The organism is Aeromonas simiae, assembly GCF_000820125.1.
GTDB classification, from domain to species: Bacteria; Pseudomonadota; Gammaproteobacteria; order Enterobacterales; family Aeromonadaceae; genus Aeromonas; species Aeromonas simiae.
On the sequence record NZ_CDBY01000036.1, the window covers coordinates 1 to 15,799 of the forward strand.

Consider the following 15,799-nt stretch of genomic DNA (forward strand, 5'->3'; position numbering starts at 1 on the left):
GGTCATGGGTAATCAGGAAAGACTATGTGCCAGAAACTCCAGCCGATATCGGTGATGCTGTGATTTTAATGGCAGCAGATGGATATGGAAGAGGGAAAGTTAGTGGAATATCAGATGATGGTGAAGACGTTGTTATAAAAACATCAGATACTCAAAAAAGCTTTCTTTTTTCAAAAGACCCAAACCCATATCACTTAGCTGTCCGAGTGAAAGAGTATTTTGCTGCTACCAGTATTGAAAGAGATATGGAACATTGATTAAACTAATATACACCTTACGTGTCTTCCTAGTAAGTTTTGAGTTTATATTTTTATTACTATATCTTACGTTTAAGAATGATGCGGCCTATTTGATAACTGAAGCAATGGCTCAACATAAGGTGAATGACGAAGCATATGAATATCTAATGTTGGCGCCCGTAGCGGTTTTTATATGGATGGTTAATGAAGTAACGCCAATCTTATTCCCAAGTGAAAAGATGAATATGCTGTTACATAAGTGGGAAGGTATTTGGAAGTTAAAGTTGCATGTGTATGTTGGGCTTTTTTATTCTTTCATATCATTTTCAACTTGCCTTTTAGTATGGCTTGTTAGTGATGATTCTACACCAAAAAATATGGTTACTTTAGCCACGGCAATAGTTATCCAAGCAATATCTGCAATGAGTTTTCTGTCTGCAAAAATAGAGATGTCATCTATTTCAGCAAGGATTTCAGAGTAAATATTTCCATAGAGCTGTAGGTTCGATAAGCGAAGCGTAATCGGACGGTCGAGTAATCGGACGCTTACGACGGATCAACCCTTTTAGGCGTTCACTCCAATCTCCCATCCATCAATCCACTCCAATCCAGCGGATAGATGCCGCTTGCCACGTAACGATGGAAGGTGGAGGTGATTCTGGAGGGTGATTCTGGGACACCCACCTTTCTGACAAAGGCGTAGCGGGTGAGGCTACGCCGCTCTTTTAGATGAAGGGCGCTGATTACTTGACCAACTTGCTCTCCATCACCCCTTGTTTGCCTTCTTCCTCACTGACCTGATTCAGCTTGGAGCGGGCCATCAACAGGCCCATCTTGACCTCCTGCCAGACGTAGTAGTTTTTACCCGCTTCGGTGCTGAGGGTCAGGGTGGCATCGTTCTCCGACTTGGAGGTGATGGTGTGGCTGCCCGGCGTCACCTGCTTGAGGATATAGCTGTGGGCCACGGTATCGCCGACCGCCATGCCATCTAGCAGCACCGGCATTTTCACGGCCGCCCCAAAGGCTTCGTTGCGATAGATATAGAGGTTGGCCGCCTCCTTGGGCGCCACAAACTGCTTGGCCTGGGCGTCGGCGGTGGCATCGGCCATGGGGACGGAAGCACAACCGGAAAGCAGCACCGCCGAAAGCAGGGCGGCACTCATCATTATTTGCTTGAACATAGTCGTTATTTTTTAGTGAGTTAACGGACATTAAAGGTTCGCATGAGCCTGCGCTGGCTGACAATCGCTCAAATCGAGCGGGGTGTGACCCGGTTCAATTTTTTGGCATGTGGTGGGATGAAGGGGGGGGCAGAAACCCGGCCGTCAGGCGCGGCGGCCGGGTGAATTGTAAAGAGTAGGGTGACAGAGTACGCGAGGTATCAGCCTAGTCTAATCAACTCGATGGGGGCGAAACGCTCCTGGGAGTGGGTCAGCAGCACGCACTTTTCGTGCTCAGCCTGATAGGGGGTCAGGTTGTCGGTGTGGGCCTCCTTGAGCACATCCACGGCGCCGGTGGCGGCGATCATCACCCGTTGGCCCAGAGTCAGTGCGTTGCGGTTGCGGTCATAGATCTTCATGGTTTTCTCCTGTGGTATGTCGAGAAACCCGATCAGACTACGCCCCTCAAAAAACGCGATACCTGTTACAGATCAAAAAAGGGCATAAAAAGGACTCACCCGACATCGAACGTGGGGGCCGGATAAAGGCGGGCGGAACGTGCGGCATACAGGGGGGATCTGGCGGGGTGATGCGCTATAGTGGGTCTCGCCCGAACGGCCCCGCCGTTCATTCATCGAGAGCACACCATGAACCGTGAAATTGCTGCCCAGTTTATCAAGATGCTGACCAACCTCGACCACTGCCTCGCCAAGGCAGAGGCCCACGCCGAGGCAAAGCACTTCAACGTCGACAACTTCGTCGGCGATCGGCTGATCGTCGACATGCTGCCCCTGGCCAAGCAGGTGCTGATCTGCTGCGACTCGGCTCGCGCCGTGGTGGCCACCGCCAGCCTGACCGCGCCGCCGGTGCTGGGGGATGATCCCAAGACCATGGCCGAGCTGCGCGCCCACGTGGGCAAGACCATCGCCTATCTGCAAGGGATGCTGGAGGCCGACTTCAGCCAATACCAGAGCGGGCGCTACGTGCCCCATTGGGCCGGTGGCAAGGGGATGGATGGTCACACCTGCGTGCACGAGTACGGCATCCCCAACTTCTATTTCCACCTGACCATGACCTACGCCCTGCTGCGTCGCGCCGGTGTCGAGCTTGGCAAGGGGGACTACCTGGGCGCGCTGGATCTGCACTAAGGGGCACCCCACGGCAGGGCTATGCCCTGCCGCTTTCTCCTGGCCCGCCTGCCCTTGGCGGGCCGCCATCGACCAGCGCCGGTTTATTCTCGACCCGTCTCGCGGGCTCTGGCTTGTCGCCGGCGCCGATGGCGTGATCCCCCAGACAGACAGGGGCGGGAGGGCTCCCTATAATGGGCCGGTTCACCAGACAGAGTAAGGAGACTCGGGTGCGCTGGGGGTGGTTGTTATTGCTGTGGTTGGCCCTGCCGGGCCGGGCGGAGGAGCTGACTCCCGTGACGGGGTGGCTGAGCGGCGCGTTTTCGAGTGCCGAGCAGGCGGCGCAGGATCGCCGCTTCGAGCGGGTCGAGCTGCGTAGCCGGGAGATCTGGCGCGGCACCACCCGCACCACCCGCTGGATCTATTTCGAGCAGTACCTGAGCCACAAGCCGGATCATCCGTTTCGCCAGCGTATCTTTCGCCTGACCCCTGAGGGGGGCGGGGTGGTGCGCATGGTCGAGTTCACCATGCCGCGCGCCATCGACTTTGCCGGCGCGTGGCGCACGCCGGCGCTGCTGGACGGGCTCACCCCGGATCAGCTCTCGCACCGTCAGGGGTGCGATCTGCTGCTGCGCCGCCTCCCCTCGGGGGATTACGAGGGGCGCAACCAGGTGGGCGAGTGTGCCACCGACTTTGCCGGCGCCACGACTCTGGTGCAGTACCTCTGGGTCGGCCCGCGCTACATCCGGCTGCTCGATCGCGCCTATGACGACACCGGTACCCTGCGCTGGGGCAGCCCAGGCGAGGGGTATGTCTACCTGCGCCATTAGCATCAGGCCGCCAGAGGCAGGGCTGTCTCCAGCAAAATCGACCCGCTCACCACCATAAACAGCAGCCCGGTCATCAGGTTGAGGGGGCGCTGCGCCCGTGCGAGCAGACGCTGGGCGCGCGCAGTGGAAAGGCTCCATGCCAGCAGGCCAAACCAGGCCAGCGAAAGGGCAAACAGCTCGAGCGCCAGCAGCAGGCGCACCCCAGTGCCCACCTCCGGGGTCACCATGGCGGCCAGCAGGCCGACAAAAAACAGCAGCGCCTTGGGGTTGAGCAGGTTGGTCGCCACCCCTTGGCGCAGCCCCAGCAGCAGCGATCCCTGCTCCCCCTCCTGTGCAGAAAACCCCGACTGCCGGCTGCGTGCCGCCCGCAGCGCCCCATAGCCGAGCCAGCCGAGGTAGAGGGCGCCGACCACTCTGACCAGGGTAAACAGCAGGGGGGCGCCGGCGATCAGCAGGCTGATGCCGGTCAGGCTGAAGGTGGCGTGCAGCAGGATGGCGAGCGAGATGCCGATGGCGGCGCCGAGCGCGCGCGCCCTGTGGTGGCAGCTACGCAGGATCAGGGCGAAGTCGGGGCCGGGGCTGGCCAGCGCCACCAGGTGCATGGCACCCAGGGTGAGAAACAAAGAGATGTACATGATGGCCTCCTTCAATGGAGGGCCCAGTGTCCCCCTGAACGCGGGCGCCGGCTTGTAAACAATTGCAGCGCGTCACGGGCGCGGGCCGCGCACCTGCTCACGAAACTGCGCCGGCGTGAGGCCGAAGGCTTGGCAAAAGCCGTGGTGAAAGTGGCTCTGATCGAAAAAGCCCACCGTCAGCGCCACCTCGCTCAGCGCCATACCGCCGGCCAGCAGCCGCTTGGCCTGCTCCAGGCGCAGCCGCTTGAGCCAGGCATAGGGGGTCATGCCGGTGCGCTTTTTAAACTGGCGCAGGAAGGTAAAGCGCTCGAGCCCGACCTTGGCCGCCAGGGCTTCCAGGGTGTGGCGCTGATCCAGGCTGGCGAGCAGCTGCTCGCGCAGAAAACGCAGCTGGGGATCGGCCAGCGCATGACCGGGGACGGGCAGGGCAAACAGATTGCCCAGCAGCTCGAGCAGGGTGCTCTCGGCGTGCAGCGGATCGGCATCCGGCCGCTCCAGATAGGCGTGCAGGCGGGCAAAGCCGTGATAGAGGTCGGGGCGGTGCAGCAGCGGAGTGGCGAAGAAGCGCTCCGGCCCCGGCAGCCAGCGGGCGATCAGTTCAGGCGGGATCGAGAAGACCCGCACCTCGTACCCTTCCGGCAGCAGGCTCAGGCCGTCGTGCATCTCGTCGGGATTGACGATGGAGAGGCGCCCGGCCACCAGCTCGTGGCTGTTCCCCTTGTGGATGAACTTCTGCCCGCCGCGCTGCACCAGACCGATGTGGTAGTCGAGGTGAACGTGGCGGCCGTAGCTGAACTCCCTGTGGTGGGCGCGGCACAGTTCGACCCCGGGAAGCAGGGGCGAGTGCCAGTAACGGATGGGGCGGTGCGGGTTCATGTCGCCATTGTTAGCGCAAAACGGCGGCTGGGGCTTGTAAAAAATTGCGTCATGCAAAAGGGCCCGTGTCGGGCCCTTCGCTTCAGGGGGTGGGCAGCGCGCTCTTGCGGCTGGTGCGCAGCCCATCGAGGCTAAACAGCACCAGGGCGCTCCAGATGCAGGCAAAGGTGACCAGCTTGTCGGCCTGCAACGGCTCGCCATAGAGGCCGACCGCCAGCAGGAACATCAGGCTCGGCCCTATGTACTGGAAGAAACCCAGGGTCGAGAGCTTGAGGCTATTGGCGGCGGCGGTGAAGCAGAGCAGCGGCACCGTGGTGATGAGGCCGGCGGCAATCAGCAGCAGGTTGAGGCTGACCGGGTTGGCGCCGAGGTGGCTGGTCGGGCTGTCGGCCACCCCCCACAGGTAGAGGGCGGCGGGCGGCAGCAGGATCAGGGTCTCGAGCAGCAGGCCGGTGAGGGCATCGAGCCCCAGCTTCTTGCGGATGAGGCCATAGAAGGCGAAGGTGGCGGCCAGGGTGAGGGCAATCCAGGGTAGCGAGCCAAACGCCACCAGCTGGATGGCGACGCCGAGGGCGGCCAGAGTCACTGCCCACCACTGCAAGCGGCGCAGCCGTTCTCCCAGGAACAACAGCCCCAGCAGCACGTTGAACAGGGGGTTGATGTAGTAGCCGAGGCTGGCATCGAGCATGTGGTCGTTGTTGATGGCCCAGATGAAGAGCAGCCAGTTGCCCCCGACCAGGGTCGAGGTCAGGGCCAGCAGGGCCAGTTGGCGCGGCTGGCGCAGCACCTCGCGCACCTTGTGCCATTGGCGCTTGAGCAGCACCAGGGCCAGCAGCAGTACGCAGGACCAGATCACGCGGTGGGTCAGGATCTCGCCGGCGGGTACCTGGCTTATCAGTTTGAAGTAGATGGGGGCCAGCCCCCAGATGAAGTAGGCCGACAGGGCGAAGATGACGCCCTGGCGCTGCGCAGTCTGTTGCATGGAATGCCTTGGGTGATGGGGCTCACAGAGAGGCAGTGTAACGAGTCGTGACGTGGGAACAAAGGGGCAATTAAAATGTGAATTATTTTGCTCATTTTGGTGGTTGTGGCGCTATTTTGAGTAAAATTTTGCTCAAAAAAGCGTGCCTATGCTATTTTTGAGCAAAATAATGCTCATGTGGGGAGGGGCCATGGAACTGACAATCCAGATTTACGGTGTAAAGGGGTGGTGTGATGCCGCCTTGCTGAGTCTGGACGAAGGGGCAGGCCGTGCCGCTCGCCTCTCCTATGAGGCGGATTACGCCATTGCGCATCTGGATAAAACAAGCGGCTGGCATGCCTGCGCCCTGCGTTACCCGGTGGAGCTGATGATCCCTCATGATGGCCGCTGGTTCCGCTTTCTCGATGACATCATCCCCTCAGGCAGTGCTCGTCGTTACTGGGTGCGGCAGCTGGATATCGGACATCTGGGCGAAGTGGCGCAGGAGCTGGCGCTGCTGGCGCAGGGAACCATAGCGCCGATAGGTAACTTGCGCATCAAGGAGGCGGTGGAGCGGGTCAGGGCGCAGATGCCGGAACAGAGTCGGCTCGCCCAGCGCCGTTTCCCACTGGCGATGGTATTGGAGCGCGACACGGATTTTCTGGAGTATGCCCAGCAGATGGGCGCCGCCAGCGGTGGTGCCACCGGGGCAGGGGGCGAGGCGCCCAAGCTGCTGCTGCGGCAGAATGGGGAGCAAGAGGTCTGGATCGACACCTTCCAAGATGACCCGACCTGTTTGGATGAGAGTTATCTCGTCAAGTTTCCCCGTAACCGAAGAAGCGCCATCGATCAGGATATTCTCAGGGCTGAATATCATTATTATCAAGAGCTTGATGCCCTTGGGATCGATACGATCCCGGTGGGTCGTATGCGACTTGAAGAGGGGACGAGGTATCCCTCGCTCTGGCTGCCCCGCTTCGATGTGGGGGTGAAGGATGGCCGGCTGATCCGTTTCGGTGTCGAGTCGATCTACAGCGTGATGGAGGCCGCTCCCGGCATGGATCTCAATCATCTTCAGGTGCTGGCGACCTTGGTGCCCATGCTGGAGGAGGAGGCCGGGCTAAGGAGCGAGCGCTTTGACAGCGCTGCGTTTGTGATCGAATGGGTTAAGCGCGACTTGCTCAACGTGGTCTTCGGTAACTCAGACAACCATGGCCGCAACAGTGCGCTCATCAAGAGTGATCAGGGGGTATGGCTGGCTCCGGTCTACGATTTCGCCCCCATGAAGGCAGACCCAGAGGGGATTCGTCGTACCACCCAGTGGGGGCTCGGGCTTGAGGAAGGGGGGCAGTTTGACTGGATCGCTATCGCCGGGCAGTTATCGGATTGGGTGGCTCCGGCTCGTTTGCTTGCCGAGCTGGCCAGCCTAGCGCATCAGCTCGTGGGCCTGAAAGCACGCCTTGCCCAGCGGGGAGTGCCTCCCTCCATCCTCGAGATGCCGACGTTCAACTTCAACACCCTCGATGAAAGGCTGATGGCATGGATCGAGCAGTGGGAGGGCATGCAATGAAAAACCTGTCGATGGAGGCGCGTGAGTCACTGCTGTGTGACCTGCTGGTCAAGTTGCAACGCGGCGAGATCCATGAGGGGGAGCTGCTGCGCAAGTTGCGCAAAGAGGTGCTCGGCATGGATCAGGAGGGGTACGCCAAGCTGGTCGGGATCAGCCGGCGAACCCTATCGGATATTGAGCGCAACAGGGCGGCCCCTTCGCTCAAGATGATCAATCAGGTGTTCCGCCCCTTCAGCATGAAGATGATGCTGATGCCGAAGAGCCGGGCCTTGCAAGAGCAGATTGCCACTCGGTTGAACGCCGTCGACTAGCCCCCGCGACGGATGTTGGTCACGTCCTTGAGCAGCCACAGCATCAGGGCGATGGCCGAGATCCAGGGGCCCCAGGTGACATAGGCCTCTCCGTGCCCAAGGACGAAGAAAAGCAGGGGCAGCCCGATCACAAGAAACAGTACACTTCCCAGAAAAAACAGCATTTTCTTTATTAAATTTAAGGGTTTGTTACCAGGTCGATTATATCGACAAGGGCCGCGAGTGAAAGGGCAAAAAACAAAAAGGGGGATCATCCCCCTTTTTGCCGTGAGAAGCGGTATTTCTGGCACTAAGTGAGCTGGATCCAGGTGCTTTTGAGCTCGGTATATTTCTCCAGCGCGTGGATCGACTTGTCACGGCCGTTGCCCGACTGCTTGTAGCCGCCAAACGGCATGGTCATGTCGCCGCCGTCCCAGTTGTTGACGAACACGGTGCCGGCCCGCAGGGCACGCGAGGCCTTCACCGCCCGGGTCAGATCGGCGGTCCAGACGGCGGCGGCAAGGCCGTAACAGCTGTCGTTGGCCAGGTTGATCGCCTCTTCCAAGGTATCGAAGCCGGTGATGGAGAGCACGGGGCCGAAGATCTCTTCCCGGTAGATGCGCATGTTCGGGTGCACGTCGTCGAAAATGGTGGGGGCGATGTAGTAGCCGCCAGTCTCGCGCAGCACCTGCTCGCCGCCCAGCAGCAGGGTGGCCCCCTCCTGCTTGCCTATCTCGATGTAGTTCAGTACCTGCTCCATCTGCGCCGCATCAACCATGGCCCCGAGGCGGGTGGCCGGGTCGATGGGGTTGTCGCAGACCCATTCGTAGGCGTATTCGAGCACCCGGTCGACGAAGGCCGACTTGATGTTGTTTTGCACCAGCAGGCGGGAGGCGGCGGTACACACCTCGCCCTGGTTGTAGAAGATGGCCGAGGCAGCGACTCGCGCTGCGAGATCGAGATCCGGGGCGTCGCTCAGTATGATGTTGGGGCTCTTGCCGCCGCACTCCATGAAGGTGCGCTTGAGGTTGGACTTGCCGGCGCACTCGAGCAGGTGCTTGCCGACCCGGGTCGAGCCGGTGAAGGTGATGCAGTCGACATCCTTGTGCATGGCCAGCGCCTCGCCCACCGTGTGGCCAAAGCCGGGCAGCACGTTGAACACCCCGTTCGGGATGCCGGCCTGCTTGGCCAGTGCCGCCAGTTTGAGGGCACTCAGGGGGGATTTTTCCGAAGGTTTGAGGATCACCGAGTTGCCGGTGGCGAGCGCCGGCCCCAGCTTCCAGCAGGCCATCACCAGCGGGAAGTTCCACGGCACTATGGCCGCCACCACGCCGATCGGCTCGCGGGTGACCAGCGCTAGGGCATCCTCCTCGACCGGGGCCACCTGGTCATAGAACTTGTCGATCGCCTCGGCATTCCAGGCGATGCAGTTGGCGGCGGCAGGGGCGTCATAGTTCATCGCGTCGCCGATCGGCTTGCCCATGTCGATGGTCTCGAGCAGGGCCAGCTCCTCCTGATGTTCGCGCAGCAGGGCGGCGAAGCGCAGCAGCAACTGCTTGCGGTACTTGGGGGCCATGCCGGCCCAGCGGCGATCGGTGAAGGCTCGCCGCGCCGCCTCGACCGCCAGCTCGGCGTCGGCGGCGTCGCAGGCGGCCACCTTGGTCAGCAGCCGGCCATTGGCCGGGTTGATGCAATCGAAAGTGGCGCCACTTTGCGCCGCCACGAAGCGGCCGTCGATGAAGGCGCGCCACTCCAGTTCCAGCTCGCCGGCGCGAGCCTCCCACTCAGCCATGCTCATGTTCGCTCCTTGAACCCTAGGTCGGTGACTGCATCACTATCCTAAACAAGCAGTGGGAAGTAAATCGGCACCTGTAACATTTTCTTAAACAGATCAGAAGGTGGCGGGGGTGTTGGCCGAGATCAGCACGCACTCGTCCTGACCCGGATTGCGAAAGCGGTGCGGGGTGCGGCTGTCAAAGTAGTAGCCGTCACCCGGTTGCAGCAGATAGACCTGCTCGCCGACCGTCACCTCGGCGCAGCCGGTGATGACGATGCCGCACTCTTCTCCGTTGTGGCTCAGCATGTCGTCGCCGGTATCGGCCCCCGGTGGCAGCACCTCCTTGAGCATGCCGATGGCGCGGTTGGCCCGGCTGTGGCCGACCAGCCGGTAGCTGATGGGGTGGCTGCCGAGATCCGGCATGTCGGCGGCGCGAAACACCACCTCAGCGCCCATCTCGGTCTCCTCGGTGAAGAAGCTCGCCAGACTCATGGGGATGCCCTCAAGCACCTTGCGCAGGGAGGAGACCGAGGGGCTGACCTGGTTCTTCTCGATCTGCGAGATGAAGCCGTTGGTCACCCCCGAGCGTTTGGCCAGCTCCCGCTGGGAGAGGGCGGCCTTGGTGCGCACGGCCTTGAGGCGATTCCCGATATCCATCGATAGAGACTCCGTCGGTTGCTTGTGTGTTTACTATTATTGGAAATGTGTTAATTATCTTATACCACTCGCAGGGTGGTACCAATCGGAAGGGGACGAGATGTCCCCTTCTTCGGGAGCAAGCTGTTTAATTTAATAGCCGAAAGCTATGGATAGCTAAACACCTTAGGATGAGGTGCCCATGAAGCCTGTCAACGAGATCCCCACCCCCGCCGATCTGTCCGCCTTCTGGATGCCGTTCACCGCCAACCAGCAGTTCAAGGCGGCGCCGCGCATCCTGACCTCAGCGGCGGGGATGCATTATCGCTCAGAGGATGGCCGCACGATACTCGACGGCACCGCCGGTCTCTGGTGCTGCAACGCCGGCCACGGTCGGCGCGAGATCGCCGAGGCGGTGGCAGCCCAGATAAGCCACCTCGACTTTGCTCCGACGTTCCAGATGGGGCACCCGCTCCCCTTCGAGCTGGCCGACCGGCTGGTGGAGATAGCCCCGCCCGGCTTCAAGCATGTCTTCTATACCAACTCGGGTTCCGAGTCGGTCGATACCGCCCTCAAGATCGCCTTGGCCTGGCAGCGGGCACGCGGCGAGGGAACCCGCACCCGCCTCATCGGCCGCGAGCGCGGCTACCACGGCGTCGGCTTCGGCGGCATCTCAGTCGGCGGCATACCGGGCAACCGCAAGTGGTTTGGCTCCCTGCTGCCCGGTGTCGACCACCTGCCGCACACCCTCGATATTGCCCGCAACGCCTTCACCCGTGGCCTGCCGGAGGCGTGCCCGGCCCTGGCCGACGAGCTGGAGCAGCTGGTGTTTTTGCACGATGCCAGCAACATCGCCGCCGTCATCGTCGAGCCCATCGCCGGCAGCACCGGCGTCATCCTGCCGCCCAAGGGCTACCTCAAGCGGCTGCGCGAGATCTGTACCCGGCACGGCATTCTGCTCATCTTCGACGAGGTGATCACCGGCTTTGGCCGCCTCGGTGCGCCGTTCGCCGCCCAGGAGTTCGAGGTGCTGCCGGACATGATCACCTGTGCCAAGGGGCTCACCAACGGGGCCATTCCCATGGGGGCGGTACTGGTGCAGGGCCAGCTCTATGACGACATGATGGCGGCGGGCAAGGGGGGCATAGAGCTGTTCCACGGTTACACCTACTCGGGGCACCCGGTGGCGGCGGCAGCAGGGCTGGCGACCCTGGAGATCTATCGTCAGGAGCAGCTGCTGACCCGGGCGCGCGACATGGCGAGCTATTGGGAGGCGGCGGCCCATTCCCTCAAGGGCTGCAAGCATGTGAAGGATGTGCGCAACTACGGTCTGGTGGCGGGAGTTGAGCTTGAGCCCATGGCCGGGGCGCCGGGGCGGCGCGCCTACGAGGTGTTCGTGCGCTGCTTCGAGCGGGGGGCGCTGATCCGGGTCACCGGCGACACCATCGCCCTCTCGCCGCCCCTCATCATCGAGCGCGAGCAGATCGATCAGTTGTTCAATCTGTTGCAAGAGGCCTTGCAGGCCCAGCTCTGAACTGACGGAGCGTTTGAGGTGGCCGGCAATGATTTCTGCGCTGGCCACTTCACAGGCACGGGCCGGACAGGGTAGGTTGCTACACCCGGATGAAGACGGCGACGGCTGGCCGCAGGGGGCCGTCATCGCGTTCACCTTGCCCACCATGACATAGCGTATCGCCACTAAGCCACAAGGAGCGTGCTGGATGAAATTGGGGATCCTCGATTGCGACCACCTCGACGCGGACTTTACCGAACGGTTTGGCCGCGTCTATTCGGAGATGTTTATCAGCGGTTTCAGGGCGCTACAGCCGGCGCTGACGTTTCGCGTCTGGGCTGCCTGCGAGGGGGCACTGCCGGCGGATCTGGCCGAGTGCGATGCTTGGCTTATCACCGGTTCGCGCCACGATGCCTACAGCGATCTGCCCTGGGTGGTGGCCCTGCGCGAATGGATCGTGCGGGCCGATGCGGCGCAGGTGCCGCTCGCCGGCGTCTGTTTCGGCCATCAGGCCATCGCCCAGGCGCTTGGCGGCGCCGTGAACAAGTCGGCCAAGGGGTGGGGGCTTGGGGTCGCCACCAATCCTGTATTGGCATCCCAGCCGTGGATGGTGCCGGGGAGCGAGCAGATCCGCATTCTGGCCAGCCATCAGGATCAGGTCGAGACGCTGCCACCGGGCGCGCTGCGCCTGGCCGGCAACGATTTTTGCCCCAACTTCATGTTCCAGCGCGGTGAACACGTGGTGGCGATCCAGGGGCACCCCGAGTTTTCGGTGGAGTACGATCGCGCCCTCATCGAGAAGCGCCGCGCCAGCCTCGGCGAGGCCCGCTATCAGGCCTGTCTGGCCACGCTGGAGTCAGGGGTCGACTCGGCTCTGGTGCTGCGCTGGCTGTTGCAGTTTCTCGGGTTGCTGCCCGCCAATCAGGCCGCGGTGGCGTGAGCGGTTTGTCAGCGCGTCGCCGTAAATGCTAGATTTTGTAGCAAAATGAAGGATAAAGCGGCGAGTGAATGGCCCCGATGCTACACTGGCTGCCCCGTGGGGCGGCCCGTTCATAGGAGAGCCCCCGAGTCGAATCAGCCAGTGAGGGAGGCGTCTTGAAACTACAGCAGCTGAAATATCTGGTCGCGATCAGGGATCACAATCTCAATGTTTCTGCGGCCTCCGACGCCCTCTACACCAGCCAGCCCGGCGTGAGCAAGCAGATTGGGTTGCTCGAGAGCGAGCTGGGCGTGCGCATCTTCGAGCGGCGCGGCAAGCACCTGCACCGCATCACCCCGGTGGGGGAGGAGATCATCAAGTGTGCCGAGGCCATGCTCAACATCGAGAGCAAGATCAAGGCGATCTCCCGCGAGTACCTCGATCCCACTGTGGGCACGCTCAACATCCACACCACCCACACCATAGCGCGCCACCTGCTGCCGAAATCGGTCACCTACTTCACCAAGAAGTACCCCAAGATCTCGTTCCACCTGCATCCCGTGATGTCGTCGAACAAGGATCAGATCAGCAAGGGATATTCGGATTTCTCCATCGTCGCCCACGACATCGGTTTCGATAAAGATCTCATCGTGCTGCCGGCCTACCTGTGGACCCTTTCGCTGATCGTCCCGCAGGATCACCCGCTGGCTAAGGTGAAAAAACCGACCCTGGAGCAACTGTGCCAATTCCCTATCCTCAGCTACGAGAGCGGGGCGACCGGGCGCCAGGCACAGGATGATGCCTTCGAGGCTGCCGGCCTCACCCCCAACTACTACATGACGGTGATGGATGCCGGGGTCATCAAGCGCTATGTCGAGCTGGGGTTCGGCATCGGCATCATCTCTTCGCTGGTCGCCAACGATCGCGACGGTTCGGATCTGGTCTCGATCAACCTCGAACACCTGTTCAAGCCCTGCCCGGCCCAGCTCTGCTTTAGCAAGAGCATCCTGCTGCAAAATTACATGTATGACTTCATCAGCTCTTTCTCACCTCACCTCACCAAGGAGATGATCCAGAGCGTGATGCAGCAGCCGACCCAGGCGCGCATCGATGAACTGCTTAAGGATGTAGATCTGCCCGTCTATTGATCCCTTGTGGTGTGGGCGATGGCGTCCACACCGCGTTATCGCCTTTCTTGCGAGGTCGTCATGTCCCGCCTGCTGTTGCTTGCCAATCTCAATTGCGATCACGTGCTCTCCCTCTCTGAGCCGCTGGTGGCGGGGGCCCGTCTGCAATATGTGGATCAGGGGCGACGCCTCGGCGGCGGCGGGGCCAACACTGGGGTGGGACTGGTGTGGGCAGGCCATGAGGTGCTGCTGGCCTCGCGGGTCGGCCTTGATGAGACCGGCGACTGGCTGCTGGAGCAGGCGGCGGCGTTTGGCCTCGACTGCCGTCATGTGGAACGCTTCGGTGGGGAGACCGGTGAGCTGCTGGTGCTGGTCGATGCCAGCGGTGAGCGCACCATACTGCGCCGGCCGCGCCGCCCCGATCTACCGGCCGGCTTGCCGCAGGAGGGGATCGACTGCCTCTACGTCAACTATCCCGGTACGGCGGTGATCCCCTATCTGCAACAGATGCTGGAGCGCACCTTCGTGGTGGCCCAGTACCCCAAGGGGGGGCAACTGCGCCGTCCCTGCCACGTGCTGGTGGCCTCGCGCGGTGATGTGGCCAGCCATGACGATCCCTGGGCACATGCCAGTGATCTGGCCGGTGAGAGCCTGCAATGGCTGGTGCTGACCGAGGGGGCGCAGGGGGCGGTGGCGATCCACGGCGAGGAGCGGATCCGGGTGCCAGCCAGGCCCGTTTCGGTGGTCGATACCACAGGGGCGGGCGATGCATTTGCCGGAGGTCTCATCCATGGTCTGGCCTCTGGCATGGCGATGGAGCAGGCGTTGGCATGCGGTGTCGACTGGGGCGCATTCGCGGTGGCATCGGAGAGTTCAATTCCACCATTAGCGCTGAAAAAGTGGCTAAATTCGTCCTATTTGTCCCATAGACCGGCATAGTTGCGGAAAATCAAAGAAAGTGTCGATTTATTTCCATCTTCATCGACACCCGCCGCCAGACCCCATACTCTTGCCTTAGTAACTACTTTCCGGAGCCCGCCCCTTGGATCACTGAGGCCATCTGACATGCAATTGACCCGTTTTACCGATTATTCCCTGCGCACCCTGACCTTCCTCGCGATCCAGCCGGACGATCGCCTGTCAACCATCACTGAGGTGGCCGATACCTTTGGCATCTCGCGCAACCATGTGGTCAAGATCGTGCACCAGCTCGGTCTGAAGGGATACATCGAGACGGTGCGTGGCAAGCACGGTGGCATTCGCCTCGGACGGGCGGCGGTGTCCATCAACCTGCGTGACGTGGTGATGGACATGGAAAACAATCTGGCGCCGGCCTACTGCAAGACCGATGACTGCCGTCTGTCTGGCGGCTGCCGCATTCAGGGGATCTTGCGCAAGGCGATGAACGCCTTCCTCGACGTGCTGGGTGAATATACCTTGGCGGATGCGGTGCGTGACCCGGGTCGCCTGTGTAACCTGCTCGGGTTTGAGCCGGACGAACTGCTCATCATGAGCACGGCGGAGTAAGCCGGAACATGAAATGCGAGGGGCCTGTGGGCCCCTTCGTGTTTTCAGGGGCGCCGGCTGAAGGAGATGGCATCGTGCAGGCAGGCGACGCCGCAGAGGCCGCAGCCGTTGCACGCTTCCTGATTGAGCTGGACTCCTCCCCCCGTCACCTTGATGGCAAAACGCGGGCAGGCATCCTCGCACAGCAGGCAGTAGAAGCCCTGGCTGGCTTGGCACTGTTTGGCTACCCGCACCCGGGTCTGTACCTGGCGGCCAAGGGCCAGATCCAGCGCCCCGGTCGGACAGGTGCGCACACACTGGCCGCAGTAGTTGCAGCTGCCGAAGGTGAGATCGAGGGTGGGGGTACCGAGGATCGGGCTATCCCGGTATTTGGGGTGTTGTGCCGGACGCAGCAATACCCGAGGGCAGGCAGTGGCACAGGCGCCACAGCGGGTGCATAGCGAGAGGAACTGGAGCTCGTCGACGGCCCAAGGGGGGCGCGGCTCCTGACAGCTGGTTGGCGTCACCGTGGGCGGCAGGAGACGGCGCAGCCATTGATGTAGGAAGTTGACCATAGCTCTTCTCTTTACCTATTAGGGGTTAATTTTACGATCTCCTTGGTTGCCACTCCAG

The 15,799-nt window shown here is 61.5% G+C and carries 20 protein-coding genes; 11 read left to right on the forward strand and 9 right to left on the reverse strand.

The window, feature by feature from the left end; genetic code table 11:
* Positions 1-257 (forward strand): hypothetical protein (locus BN1134_RS19605; RefSeq protein ID WP_232300598.1); only part of this gene is annotated, 257 nt, incomplete at its 5' end.
* Between the two features lie 92 nt (positions 258-349).
* The gene (locus BN1134_RS19610) at positions 350-721 is read left to right on the forward strand and encodes a hypothetical protein (RefSeq protein WP_156991689.1); all 372 of its coding nucleotides are present in this window, start codon (positions 350-352) and stop codon (positions 719-721) included.
* A gap of 261 nt (positions 722-982) precedes the next feature.
* Here the strand turns inward: BN1134_RS19610 and BN1134_RS05820 are convergent, their stop codons facing one another.
* Entirely contained in the window at positions 983-1,420 is a 438-nt protein-coding gene (locus BN1134_RS05820; protein WP_042045866.1) for a DUF2846 domain-containing protein, read from the reverse strand.
* Between the two features lie 200 nt (positions 1,421-1,620).
* Complete coding sequence (ydfZ, locus tag BN1134_RS05825; RefSeq protein WP_042045869.1) at positions 1,621-1,818, reverse strand: putative selenium delivery protein YdfZ; 198 nt, start codon at positions 1,816-1,818, stop codon at positions 1,621-1,623.
* A 228-nt stretch (positions 1,819-2,046) separates the two neighbouring features.
* On the opposite strand from ydfZ, the gene BN1134_RS05830 reads away from it, so the two are divergent.
* Together BN1134_RS05830 and BN1134_RS05835 are read left to right on the forward strand one after the other, a co-directional pair.
* Positions 2,047-2,547, forward strand: a complete 501-nt coding sequence (locus BN1134_RS05830) for a DUF1993 domain-containing protein (RefSeq protein WP_042045870.1) — start codon at positions 2,047-2,049, stop codon at positions 2,545-2,547.
* A gap of 209 nt (positions 2,548-2,756) precedes the next feature.
* A complete protein-coding gene (locus BN1134_RS05835; protein WP_415857798.1) occupies positions 2,757-3,356 on the forward strand; it encodes a chromophore lyase CpcT/CpeT in 600 nt (199 codons plus the stop codon).
* 2 nt (positions 3,357-3,358) lie between these two features.
* Here BN1134_RS05835 and BN1134_RS05840 read toward each other — a convergent pair whose 3' ends face one another.
* From BN1134_RS05840 to rarD, 3 genes are all read right to left on the reverse strand, one after another.
* The gene (locus tag BN1134_RS05840; RefSeq protein WP_042045873.1) at positions 3,359-3,991 is read right to left on the reverse strand and encodes a LysE family translocator; all 633 of its coding nucleotides are present in this window, start codon (positions 3,989-3,991) and stop codon (positions 3,359-3,361) included.
* 72 nt (positions 3,992-4,063) lie between these two features.
* Positions 4,064-4,867 carry an AraC family transcriptional regulator gene (locus BN1134_RS05845; RefSeq protein WP_042045875.1) on the reverse strand — a complete coding sequence of 268 codons (804 nt, stop codon included), beginning with the start codon at positions 4,865-4,867 and terminating at the stop codon, positions 4,064-4,066.
* Positions 4,868-4,949: 82 nt separating this feature from the next.
* Entirely contained in the window at positions 4,950-5,849 is a 900-nt protein-coding gene (gene rarD, locus BN1134_RS05850) for an EamA family transporter RarD (RefSeq protein WP_042045876.1), read from the reverse strand.
* Positions 5,850-6,039: 190 nt separating this feature from the next.
* Between rarD and BN1134_RS05855 the strand changes: the two genes are divergently transcribed.
* Both BN1134_RS05855 and BN1134_RS05860 read left to right on the forward strand, forming a co-directional pair.
* Positions 6,040-7,398, forward strand: coding sequence for a type II toxin-antitoxin system HipA family toxin (locus tag BN1134_RS05855; RefSeq protein WP_042046059.1), 1,359 nt, complete (start codon positions 6,040-6,042; stop codon positions 7,396-7,398).
* A complete protein-coding gene (locus tag BN1134_RS05860; protein ID WP_042045878.1) occupies positions 7,395-7,709 on the forward strand; it encodes a helix-turn-helix transcriptional regulator in 315 nt (104 codons plus the stop codon). The genes BN1134_RS05855 and BN1134_RS05860 overlap by 4 nt, the downstream gene beginning before the upstream one ends.
* Here BN1134_RS05860 and BN1134_RS19615 read toward each other — a convergent pair.
* The 3 genes from BN1134_RS19615 to BN1134_RS05870 form a co-directional block, all read right to left on the reverse strand.
* Positions 7,706-7,873, reverse strand: coding sequence for a hypothetical protein (locus tag BN1134_RS19615; RefSeq protein WP_198133145.1), 168 nt, complete (start codon positions 7,871-7,873; stop codon positions 7,706-7,708). The two genes, BN1134_RS05860 and BN1134_RS19615, sit on opposite strands and share 4 nt — an antisense overlap.
* A gap of 125 nt (positions 7,874-7,998) precedes the next feature.
* On the reverse strand, positions 7,999-9,486 hold the full coding sequence (locus BN1134_RS05865; protein ID WP_042045879.1) for an aldehyde dehydrogenase: 1,488 nt from the start codon (positions 9,484-9,486) through the stop codon (positions 7,999-8,001).
* A gap of 93 nt (positions 9,487-9,579) precedes the next feature.
* The gene (locus BN1134_RS05870) at positions 9,580-10,122 is read right to left on the reverse strand and encodes a cupin domain-containing protein (protein WP_042045881.1); all 543 of its coding nucleotides are present in this window, start codon (positions 10,120-10,122) and stop codon (positions 9,580-9,582) included.
* Between the two features lie 181 nt (positions 10,123-10,303).
* Between BN1134_RS05870 and aptA the strand changes: the two genes are divergently transcribed.
* From aptA to BN1134_RS05895, 5 genes are all read left to right on the forward strand, one after another.
* Entirely contained in the window at positions 10,304-11,635 is a 1,332-nt protein-coding gene (gene aptA, locus BN1134_RS05875) for an omega-aminotransferase AptA (protein WP_042045884.1), read from the forward strand.
* Between the two features lie 187 nt (positions 11,636-11,822).
* A complete protein-coding gene (locus BN1134_RS05880) occupies positions 11,823-12,554 on the forward strand; it encodes a glutamine amidotransferase-related protein (RefSeq protein ID WP_042045887.1) in 732 nt (243 codons plus the stop codon).
* Between the two features lie 155 nt (positions 12,555-12,709).
* Positions 12,710-13,681 (forward strand): LysR substrate-binding domain-containing protein, encoded by a 972-nt coding sequence (locus BN1134_RS05885; RefSeq protein ID WP_042045889.1) that lies wholly within the window; start codon positions 12,710-12,712, stop codon positions 13,679-13,681.
* A 60-nt stretch (positions 13,682-13,741) separates the two neighbouring features.
* Positions 13,742-14,599 carry a PfkB family carbohydrate kinase gene (locus BN1134_RS05890; RefSeq protein WP_042045891.1) on the forward strand — a complete coding sequence of 286 codons (858 nt, stop codon included), beginning with the start codon at positions 13,742-13,744 and terminating at the stop codon, positions 14,597-14,599.
* Positions 14,600-14,725: 126 nt separating this feature from the next.
* A complete protein-coding gene (locus BN1134_RS05895) occupies positions 14,726-15,187 on the forward strand; it encodes an Rrf2 family transcriptional regulator (protein WP_042045892.1) in 462 nt (153 codons plus the stop codon).
* Positions 15,188-15,231: 44 nt separating this feature from the next.
* Here the strand turns inward: BN1134_RS05895 and BN1134_RS05900 are convergent, their stop codons facing one another.
* Positions 15,232-15,741 carry a 4Fe-4S binding protein gene (locus BN1134_RS05900; protein WP_042045893.1) on the reverse strand — a complete coding sequence of 170 codons (510 nt, stop codon included), beginning with the start codon at positions 15,739-15,741 and terminating at the stop codon, positions 15,232-15,234.
* Between the last annotated feature and the right edge of the window lie 58 nt (positions 15,742-15,799).